The organism is Pantoea sp. SJZ147 (genome assembly GCF_007828605.1).
Classification (GTDB): domain Bacteria; phylum Pseudomonadota; class Gammaproteobacteria; order Enterobacterales; family Enterobacteriaceae; genus Pantoea; species Pantoea allii.
Map to the genome: position 1 here is coordinate 135,528 of NZ_VIVB01000008.1, position 17,164 is coordinate 152,691.

Annotated in this window: 17 protein-coding genes; 11 read left to right on the top strand and 6 right to left on the bottom strand. The window is 51.2% G+C overall.

Annotated elements, in window-relative coordinates; all coding sequences use genetic code 11:
* Positions 1-73 precede the first annotated feature (73 nt).
* The 6 genes from FBY13_RS13285 to FBY13_RS13310 all read left to right on the top strand — a co-directional run bounded on the left by FBY13_RS13285 (position 74) and on the right by FBY13_RS13310 (position 5,937).
* Complete coding sequence (locus tag FBY13_RS13285; RefSeq protein ID WP_145394381.1) at positions 74-1,219, top strand: iron-containing alcohol dehydrogenase; 1,146 nt, start codon at positions 74-76, stop codon at positions 1,217-1,219.
* A gap of 18 nt (positions 1,220-1,237) precedes the next feature.
* The gene (locus tag FBY13_RS13290) at positions 1,238-2,122 is read left to right on the top strand and encodes a dihydrodipicolinate synthase family protein (protein WP_063876935.1); all 885 of its coding nucleotides are present in this window, start codon (positions 1,238-1,240) and stop codon (positions 2,120-2,122) included.
* Between the two features lie 77 nt (positions 2,123-2,199).
* Positions 2,200-3,621, top strand: coding sequence for a sodium:solute symporter family protein (locus FBY13_RS13295; protein WP_145394382.1), 1,422 nt, complete (start codon positions 2,200-2,202; stop codon positions 3,619-3,621).
* 1 nt (position 3,622) lies between these two features.
* Positions 3,623-4,780, top strand: coding sequence for an exo-alpha-sialidase (locus FBY13_RS13300; protein WP_145394383.1), 1,158 nt, complete (start codon positions 3,623-3,625; stop codon positions 4,778-4,780).
* A 4-nt stretch (positions 4,781-4,784) separates the two neighbouring features.
* Positions 4,785-5,255, top strand: coding sequence for a YhcH/YjgK/YiaL family protein (locus FBY13_RS13305; RefSeq protein ID WP_063876938.1), 471 nt, complete (start codon positions 4,785-4,787; stop codon positions 5,253-5,255).
* 1 nt (position 5,256) lies between these two features.
* Positions 5,257-5,937, top strand: coding sequence for an SDR family NAD(P)-dependent oxidoreductase (locus FBY13_RS13310; protein ID WP_063876939.1), 681 nt, complete (start codon positions 5,257-5,259; stop codon positions 5,935-5,937).
* Between the two features lie 176 nt (positions 5,938-6,113).
* Here FBY13_RS13310 and FBY13_RS13315 read toward each other — a convergent pair whose 3' ends face one another.
* A complete protein-coding gene (locus FBY13_RS13315; protein WP_145394384.1) occupies positions 6,114-6,515 on the bottom strand; it encodes a cupin domain-containing protein in 402 nt (133 codons plus the stop codon).
* Between the two features lie 254 nt (positions 6,516-6,769).
* Between FBY13_RS13315 and FBY13_RS13320 the strand changes: the two genes are divergently transcribed.
* Positions 6,770-7,567 (top strand): MetQ/NlpA family ABC transporter substrate-binding protein, encoded by a 798-nt coding sequence (locus FBY13_RS13320; protein ID WP_145394385.1) that lies wholly within the window; start codon positions 6,770-6,772, stop codon positions 7,565-7,567.
* Between the two features lie 56 nt (positions 7,568-7,623).
* On the opposite strand, the gene FBY13_RS13325 is transcribed toward FBY13_RS13320, so the two are convergent.
* Positions 7,624-8,331 (bottom strand): phage antirepressor KilAC domain-containing protein, encoded by a 708-nt coding sequence (locus tag FBY13_RS13325; RefSeq protein WP_063876942.1) that lies wholly within the window; start codon positions 8,329-8,331, stop codon positions 7,624-7,626.
* Between the two features lie 431 nt (positions 8,332-8,762).
* On the opposite strand from FBY13_RS13325, the gene FBY13_RS13330 reads away from it, so the two are divergent.
* Both FBY13_RS13330 and FBY13_RS13335 read left to right on the top strand, forming a co-directional pair.
* Positions 8,763-9,197 (top strand): 6,7-dimethyl-8-ribityllumazine synthase, encoded by a 435-nt coding sequence (locus FBY13_RS13330; protein ID WP_063876943.1) that lies wholly within the window; start codon positions 8,763-8,765, stop codon positions 9,195-9,197.
* Between the two features lie 98 nt (positions 9,198-9,295).
* A complete protein-coding gene (locus tag FBY13_RS13335) occupies positions 9,296-9,769 on the top strand; it encodes a nuclear transport factor 2 family protein (protein ID WP_096011627.1) in 474 nt (157 codons plus the stop codon).
* A 258-nt stretch (positions 9,770-10,027) separates the two neighbouring features.
* Here the strand turns inward: FBY13_RS13335 and FBY13_RS13340 are convergent, their stop codons facing one another.
* The 4 genes from FBY13_RS13340 to budA form a co-directional block, all read right to left on the bottom strand.
* Positions 10,028-10,474: a hypothetical protein gene (locus FBY13_RS13340; protein WP_145394386.1), complete on the bottom strand. Its 447-nt coding sequence runs from the start codon at positions 10,472-10,474 to the stop codon at positions 10,028-10,030.
* Between the two features lie 224 nt (positions 10,475-10,698).
* Positions 10,699-11,472 (bottom strand): (S)-acetoin forming diacetyl reductase, encoded by a 774-nt coding sequence (locus FBY13_RS13345; RefSeq protein WP_145394443.1) that lies wholly within the window; start codon positions 11,470-11,472, stop codon positions 10,699-10,701.
* Positions 11,473-11,503: 31 nt separating this feature from the next.
* Positions 11,504-13,183, bottom strand: a complete 1,680-nt coding sequence (gene alsS, locus FBY13_RS13350; protein ID WP_063876947.1) for an acetolactate synthase AlsS — start codon at positions 13,181-13,183, stop codon at positions 11,504-11,506.
* Between the two features lie 15 nt (positions 13,184-13,198).
* Positions 13,199-13,981, bottom strand: coding sequence for an acetolactate decarboxylase (gene budA, locus FBY13_RS13355; RefSeq protein ID WP_145394387.1), 783 nt, complete (start codon positions 13,979-13,981; stop codon positions 13,199-13,201).
* 104 nt (positions 13,982-14,085) lie between these two features.
* Here budA and FBY13_RS13360 point away from each other — a divergent pair, with 104 nt between their 5' ends.
* Both FBY13_RS13360 and FBY13_RS13365 read left to right on the top strand, forming a co-directional pair.
* Entirely contained in the window at positions 14,086-14,979 is an 894-nt protein-coding gene (locus FBY13_RS13360) for a LysR family transcriptional regulator (protein ID WP_063876949.1), read from the top strand.
* 903 nt (positions 14,980-15,882) lie between these two features.
* Positions 15,883-17,157: a Glu/Leu/Phe/Val dehydrogenase gene (locus tag FBY13_RS13365; RefSeq protein ID WP_063876950.1), complete on the top strand. Its 1,275-nt coding sequence runs from the start codon at positions 15,883-15,885 to the stop codon at positions 17,155-17,157.
* Positions 17,158-17,164: the final 7 nt, after the last annotated feature.

Consider the following 17,164-nt stretch of genomic DNA (forward strand, 5'->3'; position numbering starts at 1 on the left):
TTTATAAATTTAGTCACTGAGTGAATGCGCTACAGCAGCATGAAGAATTTCAGTCAAAAACGGGGAGAAAAACGTGGCATTAATTAACAGTACAATCTTAAGCGGTTCCAACGCGATAAACGCCCTCACGCCAGTCGTGGTGGGCCGTAACCGACTGCTGGTTTTGACAGACAAGAACATTGTGAATTTGTCCGCGACTCAGCAAATTCTGGCACTGCTGGGCCAGGATGACCGTCATGTTGAACTTATTGATGATGTTCCCGCTGAGCCAACGCATACCGATGTTGAGGCCGTGCTGTCGCGCGCGGCAGGCAAAACCTATGATTTGGTGGTGGGCATTGGCGGCGGAAGCGTTTTGGATGTGGCGAAGCTCCTCTCTGTTTTATGCCATGCTTCCAGCCCGTCGCTTAAGGCGCTGCTGGACGGTCAGAAAATCGAAGCCCGTTTGTCCTCGCTGCTCATTCCTTCTACTGCGGGCACCGGATCGGAATCGACACCCAATGCGATTCTGGCCATTCCTGAGAAAAATACCAAAGTGGGCATTATTTCTCCTGTGATGCTGCCCGATTATGTTGCCCTGCTACCCGAACTGACAACCAGCATGCCGGCGCACATCGCCTCTTCAACGGGCATTGATGCGTTGTGCCATTTACTTGAATGCTACACCGCCACCATTTCTAACCCTGTGGGCGACAACGTGGCGTTAATGGGTCTGCATAAATTATTCCGTAATCTCGAAACATCCGTTAATGAGCCGCATAACCTGAACGCCAGGCTGGAGATGCTGTGGGCTTCTTATTATGGCGGCGCGGCGATTGCCCATGCCGGCACTCACCTTGTGCATGCGCTTTCTTATCCGCTGGGCGGGACCTGGCATCTGCCTCACGGTGTCGCCAACGCCATTCTGCTGGCACCCTGCATGAAAGTCGTACGCCCGTTTGCCGCGGAAAAATTTGCCAACGTTTGGGACCTGATTCCGGATGCCGATACCACGCTAAGCCAGGAAGAGAAATCCCATGCGCTGGTCGACTATCTCGCCAAATTAGTCAAACGACTCAACCTGCCGGATAACCTGGAAGCCTTAGGTGTGCCTTCAGATGACATTGATTCCCTTAGCGAAGCGGCTCTGAATGTGAAGCGATTGATGAACAATGCGCCTTGCGTGGTCAGCCATCAGGACGTGGCTGCGATTTACCGGACGCTTTTCCCAACAGTTTAATTTAAAAAGGAATGGGCAATGAGTAAAAAAATTGAAGGTGTGCTAACAGCGATTGTTACCCCTTTTGACAAAGAAGGTGAGCTTAATCTTGATGAGCTTAAACGTCAGGTGATTCGTCAACTGAATGCGGGCAATGGGATTTTCTGCGGCGGCACTAACGGTGAGTTTTTTGTTCTGAATGAAAAAGAGAAACTTACTGTTACTGAAACCTGTGTCGATGAAGTATCAGGACGCGGAAACGTCGTTGCACATATTGGTGAGATCTCTACCCGTGAAACCATTCGCTTAGGTAAGCAAATTGAGAAACTGGGCGTAGACGCGGTTTCGGTTATTACGCCTTACTTTGTTCCCCTCAATCAACGCGAACTGATTAACCATTATACGGCTATCGCTGATGCCCTTTCCGTCCCGGTTTTTTTGTACAACATTCCGGCCAGAACGGGCAATACCATTGCGCCAGAAACGGCCCGCATACTGGCTGAGCACCCCAATATTATTGGCGTAAAAGACAGTGCGGGAAGCTACGAAAGCCTGAGTGGATATCTGGATGCGGTGAAGGATAGCAAAGACTTTGCTGTCCTGAACGGCCCGGATTCGCTTATCCATCAGGGTTATGTAGACGGCTGTTCAGCCTGCATTTCAGGTCTGGCTAACGTTGCGCCCCGTCAAATAAATGATATCTGGTCCCGGTTCCACGCCGGAGATATCGACGGATCGCGATTGGCACAAGAGCAGGTAACGGGTTTACGCACCGACCTTTATAAAGTGGCCTTTTCACCTGCAGCGGTAAAAAAAGCGTTGCAGATTCTGGGTCATAACGTGGGCGAAAGTCGTTATGCGATTCATTTTGATGCCGCTCAGGAAGATGAAATCCGCAGAATCATCAACCTCTACCTGAAGTGATAATAAGAAGTAATAAATCGTAAATACAGGTAGTACACCCTGCTCCCCGAATTTATCTTGTTATATCTGAGGCTATAATGAAAACTTTCAACGCTCAGGACACCCTGATAATTATTGGCATTGTGGTGGCTTATATTGTCTTTACCACCTGGCTGACATTCCGATTACGCAGTAAAAACTCTGGCGATTTTATGGAAGGCTCCAGAGCCATGCCAGCCTTTATCGTTGGTATTCTGCTGATGTCAGAATATATAGGCGCAAAATCCACTATTGGGACTGCTCAGGCCGCTTTCGAAGGCGGTATCGCCGCGTCATGGTCTGTTATTGGTGCCGCAATTGGTTTCCCGTTATTTGGTATGCTCCTGGTAAAACGTATTTATAATACCGGCAAGATTACCATTTCAGGTGCTATCGCTGAAAAATACGGTAACAGTACTAAAAATATCATTTCACTGATCATGATTTATGCCCTGCTCCTGGTCAATGTGGGAAATTATGTAAGTGGTGCCGCTGCTATCGCGACGGTATTACACGTCACCTTACCTGTTGCCGCATTTATTACGGCCGTGGTCAGTACCTTCTATTTTGCGTTTGGTGGTTTGAAAGGGATTGCCTGGGTCACCATGCTGCACAGCGGGTTAAAGTATTTTGGTGTGCTGGCCATTTTATGGTTTGCCCTGTCGCAAACGGGCGGCCTCAAGCCAATGATCGACGAAATGCCCGCTTATTACTGGACCTGGGACGGGAATATTGGTGCGTCAACAATCTTTGCCTGGCTCATCGGTACCATTGGTTCGATTTTCTGCACGCAGTTTGTGATTCAGGCCATCTCCTCAACCAAAGATGTTAAGTCTGCGCAGCGTTCAACCTGGATTGCTTTCCTGTTCTGTATGCCGATTGCCCTGGCGATTGCGGTGATTGGCGTGGCCGCTAAGTATCTGCATCCCGACATTAACAGCCTGTATGCTATGCCCGTGTTCCTGCAGGACATGAACCCGTGGCTGGCCGGTCTGGTGACGACCTCGCTGATTGCCTCCATCTTTGTCAGCGTCAGTACTGTAGCCCTGGCGATTGCCTCACTGGTGGTGAAAGATTTTTATGTGCCTTACTTCAAGCCGTCACCTGAGCAGGAATTTAAAACTACCCGCTGGTTATCGCTGTTAATTGGCTTCCTGCCGCTGATTTTTGTTCTGTTCGTACCGGAAGTCCTGAAGCTCTCTTTCTTTACACGTGCTATTCGTCTGTCTATTACCGTTGTCGCGGTGATTGCTTTCTACGCGCCATTTTACAGAAGTACCCGTGGCGCAAACGCGGGACTGATTGGCGCCTGTGTTGTCACCTCCATCTGGTATCTGTTAGGGGATCCGTTTGGTATTAACAACATGTATATCGCGCTCCTGACCCCTGCGTTAATCATGGCTATTGATCATATGATCCCAAGTAAAGCCAGAACCCAAGCCGCTGAAGACGCAAAAACTGCAGCAAGCAAAGGAGAATAAAATGACTGTAACCGTAGTTCGTGATGGCCATGTGAAGCCCTGGGAAAAAGATGGCCGTGTGCTGACGGCAATGTTGCCTTCGTCGTGCCCGCAAAACCACGCGGCAAATATTTTGCCGCTTCACGATGGTTCCCTGCTCTGTGTCTGGTTCGGCGGCACGCAGGAAGGGATTGCTGATATCTCCGTCTGGTGCTCGCGCTTGCCGGCAGGAGGTGAGACCTGGAGCGAGGCGGTAAAACTGTCTGACGATCCAACGCGTTCTGAGCAGAACCCTGTGCTGTTTCTCGCGCCCGATGATGTGCTGTGGCTGTTATGGACAGCGCAGGTATCCGGCAATCAGGATACCGCGATTGTCAGATACCGCCAGTCCCGCGATCTGGGTAAAACCTGGGGGCCGATTGACACCCTGTTAGAGAAGCCAGGAACGTTCATCCGTCAGCCTATCACCGTGCTTGAGAATGGTAACTGGTTACTGCCCGTCTTCTACTGCCGCACTCAGCCGGGCGAAAAGTGGGTTGGTAATGATGATATCAGCGCGGTGAAAATTTCGTCCGATCAGGGCAAAAGCTGGCGGGATGTGGTGGTGCCGGACAGTCTGGGTTGCGTGCACATGAACATCACCGCCTTACAGGACGGCTCGCTTGTTGCCCTTTATCGCAGTCGCTGGGCAGATAATATCTATCTCAGCCGGTCAACTGACGGCGGTGAAACCTGGTCAGCGCCTGAAGCCACCGTTCTGCCTAACAACAACTCCTCAATTCAGGTGACAACGCTTCAAAGCGGCGAACTGGCCCTGGTGTTTAACAATATGAGCGCGGCCGGGGCCACGGAACGTCGTGCCTCTTTGTATGATGAGATCGATGATGGTGATGGCAGAAAAGAGCCAGAAACTACCGGCCGTGCCGCATTTTGGGGGGCACCACGCGCGCCCATGACCCTGGCTATTTCGGCTGATGGCGGCAAGAGCTGGCCATGGCAGAAAAATCTGGATGAGGGCGATGGTTACTGCATGACCAATAACTCGCAGGAAAAGCTTAACCGTGAGTTTTCCTATCCAAGTATCAAACAGGATGCTGAAGGCACATTGCATATCGCTTATACGTATTTCCGTCAGGCGATCAAATATGCTCGCGTCACGCCAGACTGGGTGAAGGAATAGTCAGATGATGATTGGAAACCTGAACGCCCTGCCAATGGCAGGGTTACCGGATAAACTGTTAGCCCTACTCCAGTTACCCGAATGCTCACTTGAGGCATTAGCAGCAAAAGACATCGGTAAGTGGCAACCGGAAAAGGCTGAGTGGTTTTGTAATATCCAGCAGGCCAGCACTCAGGATGCGGCATTACGGCATACGGAATATCATCATCTTTGGGCTGATATTCAGGTGATGCTGGAAGGGGAAGAGATGATCAACGCGGGAATGCAGTCGGTGGCCGATACCGGGGATGAAGAGAAAAAACCCGATCTGTTTATCACCAACCGAAGCGATTTGCCGGTGAGCATTGTGCTAAAAAAAGGAGATTTTGCGGTATTCCTGCCCGGTGAACCGCATCAGGCCTTGTGTGCGGTAAACGAACCGATGACGGTCCGCAAAGCGGTATTTAAAGTACCAAAATCTATGTTGGGAGGCTGAGATGCGTCACGCTATCGTCACTGGATACAGCTCCGGAATCGGCAAAGCCATCACACAGCATCTGCTGAGTCATGGCTGGAAAGTGACCGGCCTGAGCAGAACGCAAGGTGAGATGACATCACCGAACCTTGACTGGATTGCCGTTGATTTAACGGACGCCGACCAGCTTAAATCGGCTATCAGCCATCTTGATACGCCGGATGCGCTGATACATGCCGCAGGGATGATAGTGGCCGCCCCCTTGGGCGAGCTGGATGGCGCGGCCAGCGCGCGCCTGTGGTCGTTGCACGTTCACGCGGCGGAAGTCCTGGTCAATCACTTTGCGCCAACGATGCAGTCTGGCAGCCGGATCGTCATTATAGGTAGCCGTACCTCACGGGGTGCCGCTAACCGTTCGCAATATGCCGCAACCAAAGCGGCGCTGGTCGGTATGGTCCGCTCCTGGGGAATGGAGCTGGCACCGCGCAACATTACCGTTAACGTCGTCGCGCCTGGCGCAACAGAAACGCCGATGCTCACCAAACCTGAGCGCGCCGCTTCGGCACCTATAGTGCCCCCGATTGGTCGCTTAATCCGGCCAGAAGAAGTGGCCTCGCTGGTGGGTTATTTACTCAGCGAACTTGCTGCGCCTGTTACCGGTCAGGAACTGGTTATCTGCGGGGGCGCATCGCTGAAAGCCTGAAGTATGTCGCATAACAACATAAACCAGCCTTTATCGGCTGGTTTTTTTATCCGTCATTACCCTGAATGGCATCATCGACATAGCCTGCTCCCCGCAGGATGCCACGGCCTTGCTCGCCTTATGGTTGGGCGGCACCGCGCTGCCAGTGCTCTCCGACAACGGCATAGCTCTTCCCGTTAAAATTCTTCAGGTTCGCCGGGAAGCGGGTCGGTCAGCTCCATCCCTTTCACCCCCGCATAGGTAATCACCAGCTCGGCAGGCGTGTTCAGCGTAAAGCCGCGATGTGCGCTGTTCACCGTTTCATTTAACGCTTCGCCAGCCTGAAAGGTTTGCTGTTCACCCGTTTCTTTATCCTCAACCACAAGCGTGCCTGACAAGATAAAGCACGCATTCGGCATGGGATGTGTATGCCACGGCAACGAGGTATGGGCCGGAAGGGTCAGACGCATCACCGTCAGTTCGGGCTCCCCTTGCGGATAGGCTTCAATACGCTGACCGTTCCACGCCTGACTGCTTTTTAATACCTGCACGGCGACGATTTCTGAATCTGATGATTTATTGGGATGATTCCCTGACATGTTTGCTCCTGACAGCGAGTCGGCGATGCCGAAATGAGTGACGTGTTTAAACGTAGCTGATTATTTAGCGTGGTGCGGCCTGACTTCATAATGGATTTTTTTCATGCAGAGGTCGTTGAGTCATGGATTATCCTGTGGTGATTTTTTAAACAAATCAGGCATTAATGGTTATATCTTATATCGCCACGTCAGTACGCAAGGCTGAGAATTTGTATTAGGCTTTTGACATCTTTTACTGATGGGAATAGCTACTAATGAAAGGTTTATTTACGGCGCTAATCGCCAGTTCCGTATTATTATTGTCCGCCTGTTCACCTGATAATGATCATAAAGTTAAAGTCGCGATAAACACCGGTCCCGATGAAGCGATCTGGCAAGAAGTGCAGAAAATTGCTAAAGACAAGTATCAGCTGGATGTTGAAGTCCTTAACTTCAACGATTACGTGCTGCCAAACGAAGCGCTCAATAATAAAGAAGTAGATGCCAACGCGTTTCAGAGTCTTCCTTACCTTGAAGAACAATCCAAAGAGCGTGGCTACAAATTTGCCGTCGTAGGTAAAACCTTTGTCTTCCCTATCGCTGCTTATTCTCACAAAATTAAAAACATCAGTGAACTTAAAGATGGCGATACCGTTACCCTTTCTAATGAAGCCACGACGCTGGGCCGCAGTCTGCTGCTGTTGCAGGCGCAGGGCTTGATTAAGCTCAAAGAGGGCGTTGGTTACTTGCCCACCTCGCTGGATATTACCGAGAACCCTAAGCACCTGAAGCTGGTTGAAGTTGATACGCCGCAGTTAACCCGTACTCTCGACGACCCGAACGTCACACTTTCAATTATCAATACCAACTTCTCTGCTCAGGCGGGCCTGTCAGCCCATCGCGACGGATTGTTTATGGAGAGCGCCTCATCGCCTTACGTCAATGCGCTGGTATCACGCCAGGACAATAAAGACAGCGATAAGATTCAAAAGCTGAAGTCTGCTTTACAGTCTCCAGAAGTCGCGGCTAAGGCGGAAGAAGTCTACAAAGGTGATGCTATTAAGGGCTGGTAAACAGCCTGCCGGAGCAGGCCGCTTAATCGGCGGCCTGTTAACAACACCGGCAAGCGCTAAGCCGCCGCACCTTTGGTTTGTGTCGACAGATGCCCGGCCCACAGGTGGGCAATCCATCTGACGCCTTTAGCAGTAAAACGCGCCTGAGAGAAAGCATGCTGATTATCCGCCGTGCCTGAATGCAGCGTAAAGTAACCCGCCTGAAGATGATAATGTTGAGGCGTCAGGGTTCCCTTGTCACGGAACATGATATTACGCTCCAGCAGGAACTGACGGAAATCAGCCTCTTTGGCTTTCAGCATCTTACACAGCTGGCGAAAACCCAGAGAGGTTTCGACGTTAACAAAGTCGTCAAAAAAAGCGGCTTTAGGTGCTGACTCCGCCAACTGTTTCTCTGCGGCCCGCCGCTGTTCAAACTGTTCAGCCCAGGCACGCGCCGCTTCAGCGGGATTGGTGAAGTCAGGCAGATGAATGCGTTCTTCCAGGGCTTGCCAACGGTCAAGCGCATCGGCAGTAAAACCGGGCGAAAGCCGGGCGACGGCAAGCAGGGAGTCGCGTTTATTCAGGCAGAACTCCTGACGCATCTCACCCTGGCGCTCATAGAGATTGACTAAAAGCGGCTGGGACAGGCGCTGCGCCGTTTCAAGGCTTTTGATTAAACGTTTGACTTCACCGTGCGTGTTCCCGGTCATTTGGGCAATTTCACGGCTGGTCATGGTAATGGCATGATCCGTTGCTTTGAAGATTTCTGTCGACATCATCATGGGCTTTACCCCCTAATCATTCCAGACAACACCCAACGGGCAGTGGAATAATTATACAATTACCTGTTTAAATATCCAGTAGTATTTTTAAGCAGACACATAAGTGGAAAGCGTTACGCAAAAAGGGCGTTACGACATCGCTGTTAAGGCTGCTGCAAAAGCCCCCTTGATGCACTAAGCCCATGGCTATTGCAACAGTGGATGGCTGTAAAAGCTCATTAAAGGTAAGCAGGGTTTATTGACATCAGCTTATAATGTCGCCCTTACGTTAGTGACTTCACCTGCATTCCGCCCTCAGGCGGTCAGGTTTATTAAGAAGTGCTGAGCGAATCTGTCGTGCTGCTCATCAGACAGCTTTATTTTTTATTTGGTAGAAGGCGATCGTTTTGCGATTTCACGGGAGCCGGATGTCACGTTTACTGGAGTAAGTTATGCAACCGTTAAGAGTCGCCTTTATCAAGGCAAACTGGCACAGCGACATTGTTTCTCAAACCCTGGTTGGCTTTAATCAGGAAATGGAGAACAGTGGCACGCCTTACGCGATCAAAACCTGGGATGTGCCTGGTGCCTTTGAAATGCCGTTACTGGCACAGCGCCTGGCGCAAACAGGGCAATTTGACGCCATCGTTTGTGCGGCATTGGTGGTAGATGGTGGAATTTACCGCCACGACTTTGTTGCTCAGGCCGTGGTCAGTGGCTTAATGCAGGCACAGCTTGCAACGAATGTGCCGGTATTTTCTGTCTCACTGACGCCCCATAATTTTCAGCCTTCCGACGACTTCATTGATTTCTACACGGCGCATTTCGTGAAAAAAGGGAAAGAAGCGGCACGCGCGGTTTGTCAGGTTCACGCCATTTCGCTCTAAAACAGGCGCTATTTCGTCACGCCCCGCTCTTTGATGCTATTCAGCCGGCACCCTGCTTTTGTGGTGCCGCTGAGTCTGTCAGGATTTCAGGAGACACAATGGAAGCACAACGTCAGCCGTTACCGCCGTTTACCGATGTACAGGATGCGATAAAGAAAGTTCGCCTGGCAGAAGACGCCTGGAACAGCCGCGATCCGGAACGCGTTTCTCTGGCCTATTCACCCGACAGCGCATGGCGCAACCGAGATACCTTCATCACGGGCCGGGCCGAAATCGTGACGTTTTTACAAGACAAATGGCAACGCGAAGCCGAGTATCGGTTGATTAAAGAGTTATGGAGCTTTCACGCGAATCGTATTGCCGTGCGTTTTGCCTATGAGTGGCACGACAGCCAGGCCAACTGGTTTCGCTCCTACGGCAATGAGAACTGGGAATTTGATGAGAATGGTTTCATGGTGAAACGTTATGCCAGCATTAACGATGTAGCTATTACCGACAGCCAGCGACTGTTTCACTGGCCTCAGGGGCGTCGGCCGGACGATCATCCTTCACTCAGCGAGTTGGGGCTTTAGCCACGCATCCCTGATGCTGTTTCTGTTATCCGGAACGCCACATGAGCAGATTATTCTCTTTAAAAAAAGAACAATCGTCGTCACAGGGCGGTCTGATGCAGATGATAAGAACGGTTACAGAATGAGGTGGCCAGAAGCGCTGGAAGCGGTTGCTGAGCGATCAGCATGATGACGACAGCAACCTGAAATTATCTGTCTTCATGTACACATCAGGCTTCTGCTGGGTGCCGTAAGCTCTCTCTGCCCCTCAAGATTGAATCAGCCCTGCTCTTGCGGCTGTGGTTGCGGCTGTTCAGTCTGTTTTGGCTGTTCAACAAACGTCGCCTTATTACGCGTCACCGTGTAAGCCACTTTTTTGACATCATCAGGTGACGTTGTCACCTCAAGTGGATCGATAGTCACGCGGCCCAGGCCAAACAGCGTGCGCACATAGCCACCGACTTCGTGTTTACCCGCAGCAACATGAACAATCTTGCTTTCACCATTTGGCAGTTCGCCTGCATCTTTGCCATCTACCGTCAGATAAATATGCGATCCGTCATCAGCACGCGTAATGACGTGTGAAACATCAATCTGCGTTGGACCGGTTGTAAAATCATCGGCGGCAACGGCAGCATCAGCAGTGGTATTGGCGGCAGGATGTTTAGCACATCCGGCTAATGTGGTGGCGACCGCGAGTGCGGCAAAAAGATTACGATAACGCATTATGACTGTCTGACTCCCTGGCAAATGAGCGCATCATTTTAGCGGTTTCAGCGCATGATGGAAGCCCGCAAACGCTCGGTATGCTCTTAAAATTGTCAGTAAACTATGGGAAAGGTAACCAGAGTGGTCATGGCAGGATAAATCACGGCAGCAATGCGCGTTTCGGGCTGAGGTTCGCGTGGAATACGGGCAGTCTGGCGCACTGGCGCCAGACTTTTATCCGATCAGCTAAACACCATGCCACCGTCGACCAGTAACGACTGGCCGGTGATGTAATCAGAGTCCGGGCCGGCAAGAAAGGCGACACAGGCCGCCACATCCTCAGGCTCTGACAGGCGGCCGAGCGTGATGCGTTTTGCAAACTCCTGCGTGCCATAACCGGCAGGTTTGCCCGCCGCTTCGGAAATTTGCCGATCGATTTCTGCCCACATTGGCGTGTTAACAATGCCGGGGCAAAAACCATTCACCGTGATCCCCGCAGGTGCCAGATCCCGAGCCGCAGTTTGTGTTAAACCTCGCACGGCAAACTTGCTTGAGCTGTACACTGCCAGTTCGGGATTGCCTACGTGCCCGGCCTGAGAACAGGCGTTAATGATTTTCCCACCGTGACCTTCCGATGCGAACGCTTTTACCGCCGCCTGAATGCCCCAAATCACACCTTTGACGTTAACGTTGTAAACCTTGTCGATGACGTCTTCGGTGATTTCATCAATCGGCGTGGAGGGTGCGACACCCGCGTTATTGACGATGACGTTAAAATCACCCAAAACGCGGCGTGCTTCTTCTACCGCATGAAACACCTGCTCCCGTTTTGACACATCAACCTTGATGGCCAGCGCACGGCTGCCTTCTTTTTCGATCTTTTCCGCGACCCGTGAAGCGGTTTCGATATTGAAATCAGCCACTGCAACCGCAAAACCGTCTTTAGCCAGACGTAAGGCAATGGCTTCACCAATGCCCTGACCCGCACCTGTAACAAGCGCAACTCGCTTTTTCATCATCGTTTCCTTATTCCATTTTCCATTGAAATCAAAGCAACTGACTGAGGTGTAGCTGACCCATCAGCAAGTGGTTATCGGCATAATCCACCGGAACCGCCACCACAGCCGGCCCCTGCACATCCATCGCTTTGCGTAGCGTTGGCTCAAGTTCAGATGCACTGTTCACCGCGAACCCTGCTGCACCGAATGCCTCTGCATAAGCTTTAAAGTCGATTGGGCCAAAGTTCACTCCTGAAACACGCTGGTATTTCTTCTCTTCCTGCATCGCCACCATGTTGTAAGCATTATCGACCCAGACAATGTGCAAAATATTCGCTTTCAGCCTGACCGCGGTTTCCAGCTCCATGCTTGATTGCAGGAAGCCGCCGTCTCCCGAAACCGAGACGACCTTGCGCTGTGGATCGACCAGCCAGGCGCCGATTGCCCAGGGCAGGGCAACGCCCATGGTTTGCTGTCCGTTGGAGATCATGATTTGCCGTGCACGGAAACTGTAGAGATAGCGGGCAATCCAGATATGGAAGCTCCCCATATCGACGGTCAGACTGACATCGCTGTTAATAATGTCCTGCATCGCGCGAACGATGCGCAGTGGATGAAGGGCAAACTGATTGAGGCTTGCCCCCTGCAAGGCAAGTAACTGCCGCTGTTGCTGACGATCGTCCAGTACGCTTGCAGCTTCATGGCTGAGTTGTAAAGGATGGGTGATACGTTCAGCCAGTTTACGCAGAGTCTCGGCAATGTTGCCGACCAGTTCCGCATCAGGCAGGTAGCGGTTATCCGTTTCTGCGGGCACCACATCAATGTGGACTAACGTCGCATTACCGCTGTTCCACATCGCTGGCTCATATTCAACCGGGCTGTAACCGATGGTAATAATCAGGTCCGCCTGTTGCAGCAGCTTGTCACCGGCCTGGTTGTTGAAAAGCCCAACGCGACCGGCAAAACGGGAAAAGTGTTCCTGGCGAATGGCACCTGCGGCCTGATAGGTACTGGTGACCGGAATATGGCTGCGGTTTAACAGATCGTGAATCGCCTCGCTGTTCTCAGGCTGGCTGGCCATCAGGCCCAGTAAAATGACCGGGTTTTTCGCGTTGGCGATTTCACGGCTGACCGCATCAATCATGATGTCAGGTGCCGCGCCCAAGGTGATGCGGCCTTTACTGGTGAGCACTTTACCCGTTACCGGCTGATCAACAATATCCTGCGGCAGGCTGACAAATGCACCGCCGCCGCGTCCATGCTCTGCATGACGGAACGCGTTCGACACGCATTCCGCCAGCGCAGAAGAATCCGTCACTTCGACCGCATATTTTGTCACCGGGCGAAACATGGAGACGGTATCCAGGCTCTGGTGAACCTGCTTGGCGCTGTCGGAGCGTTTGACCGCGCCGCCAATGGCCACCACCGGATCGCCTTCACTGGTGGCGGTAGCCATACCGGTGACCAGGTTTGAACAGCCAGGACCGGATGTCACCAGCGCCACGCCCGCATTACCCGTCAGTCGGCCCACCGCAGCGGCCATAAAAGCCGCATTGGCTTCATGCCGCACGGGGATTGTTTGAATAGTCGAATCCAGCAGAGAATCAAATACCTTATCGATTTTTGCCCCTGGAATGCCAAACACATGGCTGACGCCCTGCGCTTCAAGTTGTGCGACAACCAGGTCGGCACCGCAGGTCCAGAGATTCGTATCAGAGAGAGTTTTCATATTCAGACCTCGTGATTAGCTTTCGACAGAACGGATTGCGTCATCCAGGTTTTCTGGCGTCAGGTTGGCATTAAGAAAGTCGCTGTTTTCAGGCAAATCGATGACCAGTTTGCTGATGGCACCAAAGGTCAGCGTGCCCTGCTCCAGCACATAATCCAGGATATGGCCGCCACCGGTTCTGTCGGCTGTGATGAAATGTTCGTGATAGCCCGCAACATTGATACCTTGCATATACTGCGGTGTGCGGAAACCAATGAGTTCACCGCTGCGGTGGGTGAATTCAAATACGGGTTGATTGCCCAGGACTTCAGGCATCGATCGATAGGGGCGGCACTGGCACGGAACGGTACGCGTCTGGACTGACGAAAAATGCCCACTTACACGCAGTGCACAAAACTGATTATCTGACGTGATTTCACTGTCAATAAGCTGATGCAGCTCATCGCGTTGCACCGCACGTTCAAAGACATGTTTATGCTGCGGCTGAAAAAAGGTCATTACCGCAAAGGGGGTTTTCTGATCGGGATCGGCAGGCCGGGCACTGCCATCGGCGCGCAGCTGATAAACGTTGCTGTCAAAAGCAATCAGTTCGCCATCCAGCTGATTAAAGGTTCCCAGGCCAAAATCGCCTTTACGCAATAAGTCCGCAATTCTGGTTTCACCATCATAAACCCCACTCAGTAGCGCACTCATCAGAGAGGTTTGATACATAACGCTTTCTGGCATGTTTTTCTGCAGTCTCTGGACAGTATCTTTTAGTTGATCCTCGCAGGAACAATCAGTTACAAAATTGCTCATCGGATGCCTCATAGGTTAACTGTTAAGCCGTGTTAACATAATGGTGGCCCTGTTTGATGACAGAATCCAATAGCAAAACCTGTTAACTTTGAGACGTTTTTAATATGGAACTGCGCCACCTTCGTTATTTTGTTGCTGTCGCACAGACGCTGCATTTCACCCGCGCGGCCGAACTGCTTGGCATTTCGCAGCCACCGTTGAGCCAGCAAATTCAGCGACTTGAGCATGAAATCGGTACACCGCTGTTGAAACGGCTGACGCGCGGCGTGGAACTGACGGATGCAGGAAAAACGTTTTTGACGGATGCGATTGAAATCATTCAACTCGCCGATCATGCGCTGGAGAAGGCGAAAGGTGTTGCCCGGGGAATTAGCGGCAAAATGTCGCTGGGCTTTGCCAGTTCGGTGGCGTTTAATCCTCGCGTCTTTGAGATTATACGGCGGTTTAAAGGGCGTTATCCCGCGCTGGAATTAATGACACGGGAAGAGAATATGTCATTACTTATTCAGGATCTGCAGGAAGGATTACTGGACGCAGCCTTTATTCGTCTCCCCTGCGAAAGCAGTAAACCCTTTAATTTACGCGTTATTTCTACCGAACGGATGGTGCTGGCCTTACCGGCGACGCATCGCCTGCAGCAAAATCCCTGTATTGCCTTGAGTGAGCTGGCACAGGAAACCTTAATTATTTTCCCGCGCGACGTTTCACCCAGCCTTTATGAGCTTATCGTCAGTGCCTGTTTACGCGCAGGTTTCACCCCTTCGTCTTTCCAGCAGGCGCCGCAAATCAGTTCTTCTCTTGGCATGGTGGGCGCAGGTTGCGGTATCGCGCTTATCCCGGAATCGATGGTTTGCGTTCAGAATCCACAGGTGTGCTTTCGCGAAATTGAAAATAATACCCTGTTCACGGATGTTGCTTTTGCGTGGCGACGTAATCATACATCCAAAGCGGTCAACCACCTGTTGTCTCTGATGGCCGAGGGCGAAAAAACAGGCTGATGGAGGCGTTAACAGAGCGCCAGGTTGCTGGTTAAAAATTACTGAATACCGGCGGATAGCGTTGTCTTTATCCGTTTAAACATATGAGTGAACCCGGATGAAAACACCATTAGCAATATCACTCTGTTTTATCTTCCCGATCGTTGTTGCGCATTGCGCCATTTTTCAGCAGAGACGGTCGCGGGCATTCTTTTACGAACCATAAACCCCCTACCGCTTTATTAAAAACACAGGATGTGCAGGTTACACCTTATTTAACGCATGAACACAGGGTGCGCTGTGCGGGTATTTATGCCGGTTTGGTATGGATCGCTGCAAACAGCTTGAGGCACCGCGTGGCCTTCACTGCCGGCGGAAACCGTGTACAGTCTGGACAACGCCGCGCGTCAGCAAGATTCATTTTTAACGTTAAAACCTGTATTCCAGTTCAGGTAAAGAGAACCTTCGCTCTGTCCTGCGCTTAATGTAAAAGGGTGCGCTGGAGCCTTAATTGAATAGATGACGGCGTAAAACAAATCACGTTGTGTTATTCATGCGCCTCTTCGCATTAGCGAAACAACGCTTCGCATTACTTTTATTTATGCACCTTACTGGTGCAACAAAGTCAATATCATTTGAAACAATTCCTTAACTTTTTGACCCTCTTCAAAGAACTGATAAATCGTCAAATTTTTAATTTATGCATTAATTATGCGTTCTTTATGCACAAAACAGCCGACCTTAAGGCAGGTAATGGGCGTTATTATTCACTCTTATTCACCAGGAATCGAAATAGCATGGGGATAATCCCCGTCTGGTCGACATCAAATTTTTTCTGGTGGTGATAAATTATGTCGGCGCGCTCAAGCGCGTGTCGTTTCCACGGTTCAACACAATAAATAACTTCGATAAGAAAGGTTTTGTATGGATAAGTTATCTTACGCGTCTGACAGTAGTACTTCAGCCTGGTCCACCTACCTACAACAAATCGATCGCGTTGCGCCTTATTTAGGCGACCTCACTCGCTGGATTGACACTTTACGTCATCCTAAACGTGCATTAATCGTTGATATTCCTTTGCAAATGGATGATGGCTCTATTCGCCATTTTGAGGGTTATCGTGTTCAGCACAACCTGTCACGCGGTCCGGGTAAAGGCGGCATTCGCTATCATCCCGATGTCGATTTAAATGAAGTGATGGCCCTTTCAGCCTGGATGACCATCAAATGTGCCGCCGTCAATCTGCCCTATGGTGGCGCAAAAGGCGGCATTCGCGTTGATCCGTTCAAATTGTCTGAAGGCGAGCTTGAGCGATTAACACGCCGCTATACCAGTGAAATTGGCATCATCATTGGGCCACAGAAAGATATTCCGGCCCCGGATGTGGGCACCAACGGTAAAGTCATGGCCTGGATGATGGACACCTATTCCATGAATCTCGGCACCACCGTGACCGGCGTGGTCACAGGCAAACCGATTCACTTGGGCGGCTCTCTGGGTCGTGAAAAAGCCACAGGTCGCGGTGTATTTGTCACAGGCCGTGAAGTAGCAGGCCGTGCAGGTATTCCAATTGAAGGCGCACGCGTTGCCGTACAGGGCTTTGGTAACGTAGGCAGTGAGGCCGCGCGGTTGTTCAGCCAGGCCGGTGCACGCGTGGTGGTGATTCAGGATCATACCGCTACGCTGTTCAATGCCGACGGTATTGATATGGATGCGCTGACGCAATGGCAGATTGAACATAAGCAGATTGCAGGTTTTACGGGTGCGCAAAGCATTGAGAAAGACGCCTTCTGGCACACGGAAATGGATATTCTGATTCCTGCCGCCCTTGAAGGTCAAATTACCCGTGAACGTGCGGAGATTCTGAGTTGTAAGCTGGTGCTTGAAGGCGCTAATGGCCCGACCTATCCGGACGCCGATGATGTTCTGGCCAACCGCGGTGTGATTGTGGTGCCCGACGTTATCTGTAACGCCGGTGGGGTAACCGTCAGTTACTTCGAATGGGTGCAGGATATGGCCAGCTTCTTCTGGAGCGAAGACGAAATTAACAAACGTTCAGACAAGATCATGACGGAAGCCATGGTTCACGTTTGGGAAAAAGCAAAAGAGAAGGACTGCTCGCTGCGTACCGCAGCCTATATCGTCGCCTGTGAACGTATTCTCATGGCACGTAAAGATCGCGGTATCTATCCAGGCTAATCCCCTC

Excerpts from the sequence above, each read along its gene's own strand:
- FBY13_RS13290 (WP_063876935.1), top strand. The coding sequence starts at position 1,238 with ATGAGTAAAAAAATTGAAGGTGTGCTAACAGCGATTGTTACCCCTTTT.
- alsS (WP_063876947.1), bottom strand. The coding sequence starts at position 13,183 with ATGAAAACTCTCTCTGATACGAATCTCTGGACCTGCGGTGCCGACCTG.
- budA (WP_145394387.1), bottom strand. The coding sequence starts at position 13,981 with ATGAGCAATTTTGTAACTGATTGTTCCTGCGAGGATCAACTAAAAGAT.
- FBY13_RS13345 (WP_145394443.1), bottom strand. The coding sequence starts at position 11,472 with ATGAAAAAGCGAGTTGCGCTTGTTACAGGTGCGGGTCAGGGCATTGGT.
- FBY13_RS13305 (WP_063876938.1), top strand. The coding sequence starts at position 4,785 with ATGATGATTGGAAACCTGAACGCCCTGCCAATGGCAGGGTTACCGGAT.
- FBY13_RS13325 (WP_063876942.1), bottom strand. The coding sequence starts at position 8,331 with ATGATGATGTCGACAGAAATCTTCAAAGCAACGGATCATGCCATTACC.
- FBY13_RS13310 (WP_063876939.1), top strand. The coding sequence starts at position 5,257 with ATGCGTCACGCTATCGTCACTGGATACAGCTCCGGAATCGGCAAAGCC.
- FBY13_RS13360 (WP_063876949.1), top strand. The coding sequence starts at position 14,086 with ATGGAACTGCGCCACCTTCGTTATTTTGTTGCTGTCGCACAGACGCTG.
- FBY13_RS13320 (WP_145394385.1), top strand. The coding sequence starts at position 6,770 with ATGAAAGGTTTATTTACGGCGCTAATCGCCAGTTCCGTATTATTATTG.
- FBY13_RS13340 (WP_145394386.1), bottom strand. The coding sequence starts at position 10,474 with ATGCGTTATCGTAATCTTTTTGCCGCACTCGCGGTCGCCACCACATTA.
- FBY13_RS13315 (WP_145394384.1), bottom strand. The coding sequence starts at position 6,515 with ATGTCAGGGAATCATCCCAATAAATCATCAGATTCAGAAATCGTCGCC.
- FBY13_RS13300 (WP_145394383.1), top strand. The coding sequence starts at position 3,623 with ATGACTGTAACCGTAGTTCGTGATGGCCATGTGAAGCCCTGGGAAAAA.
- FBY13_RS13295 (WP_145394382.1), top strand. The coding sequence starts at position 2,200 with ATGAAAACTTTCAACGCTCAGGACACCCTGATAATTATTGGCATTGTG.
- FBY13_RS13365 (WP_063876950.1), top strand. The coding sequence starts at position 15,883 with ATGGATAAGTTATCTTACGCGTCTGACAGTAGTACTTCAGCCTGGTCC.
- FBY13_RS13330 (WP_063876943.1), top strand. The coding sequence starts at position 8,763 with ATGCAACCGTTAAGAGTCGCCTTTATCAAGGCAAACTGGCACAGCGAC.
- FBY13_RS13335 (WP_096011627.1), top strand. The coding sequence starts at position 9,296 with ATGGAAGCACAACGTCAGCCGTTACCGCCGTTTACCGATGTACAGGAT.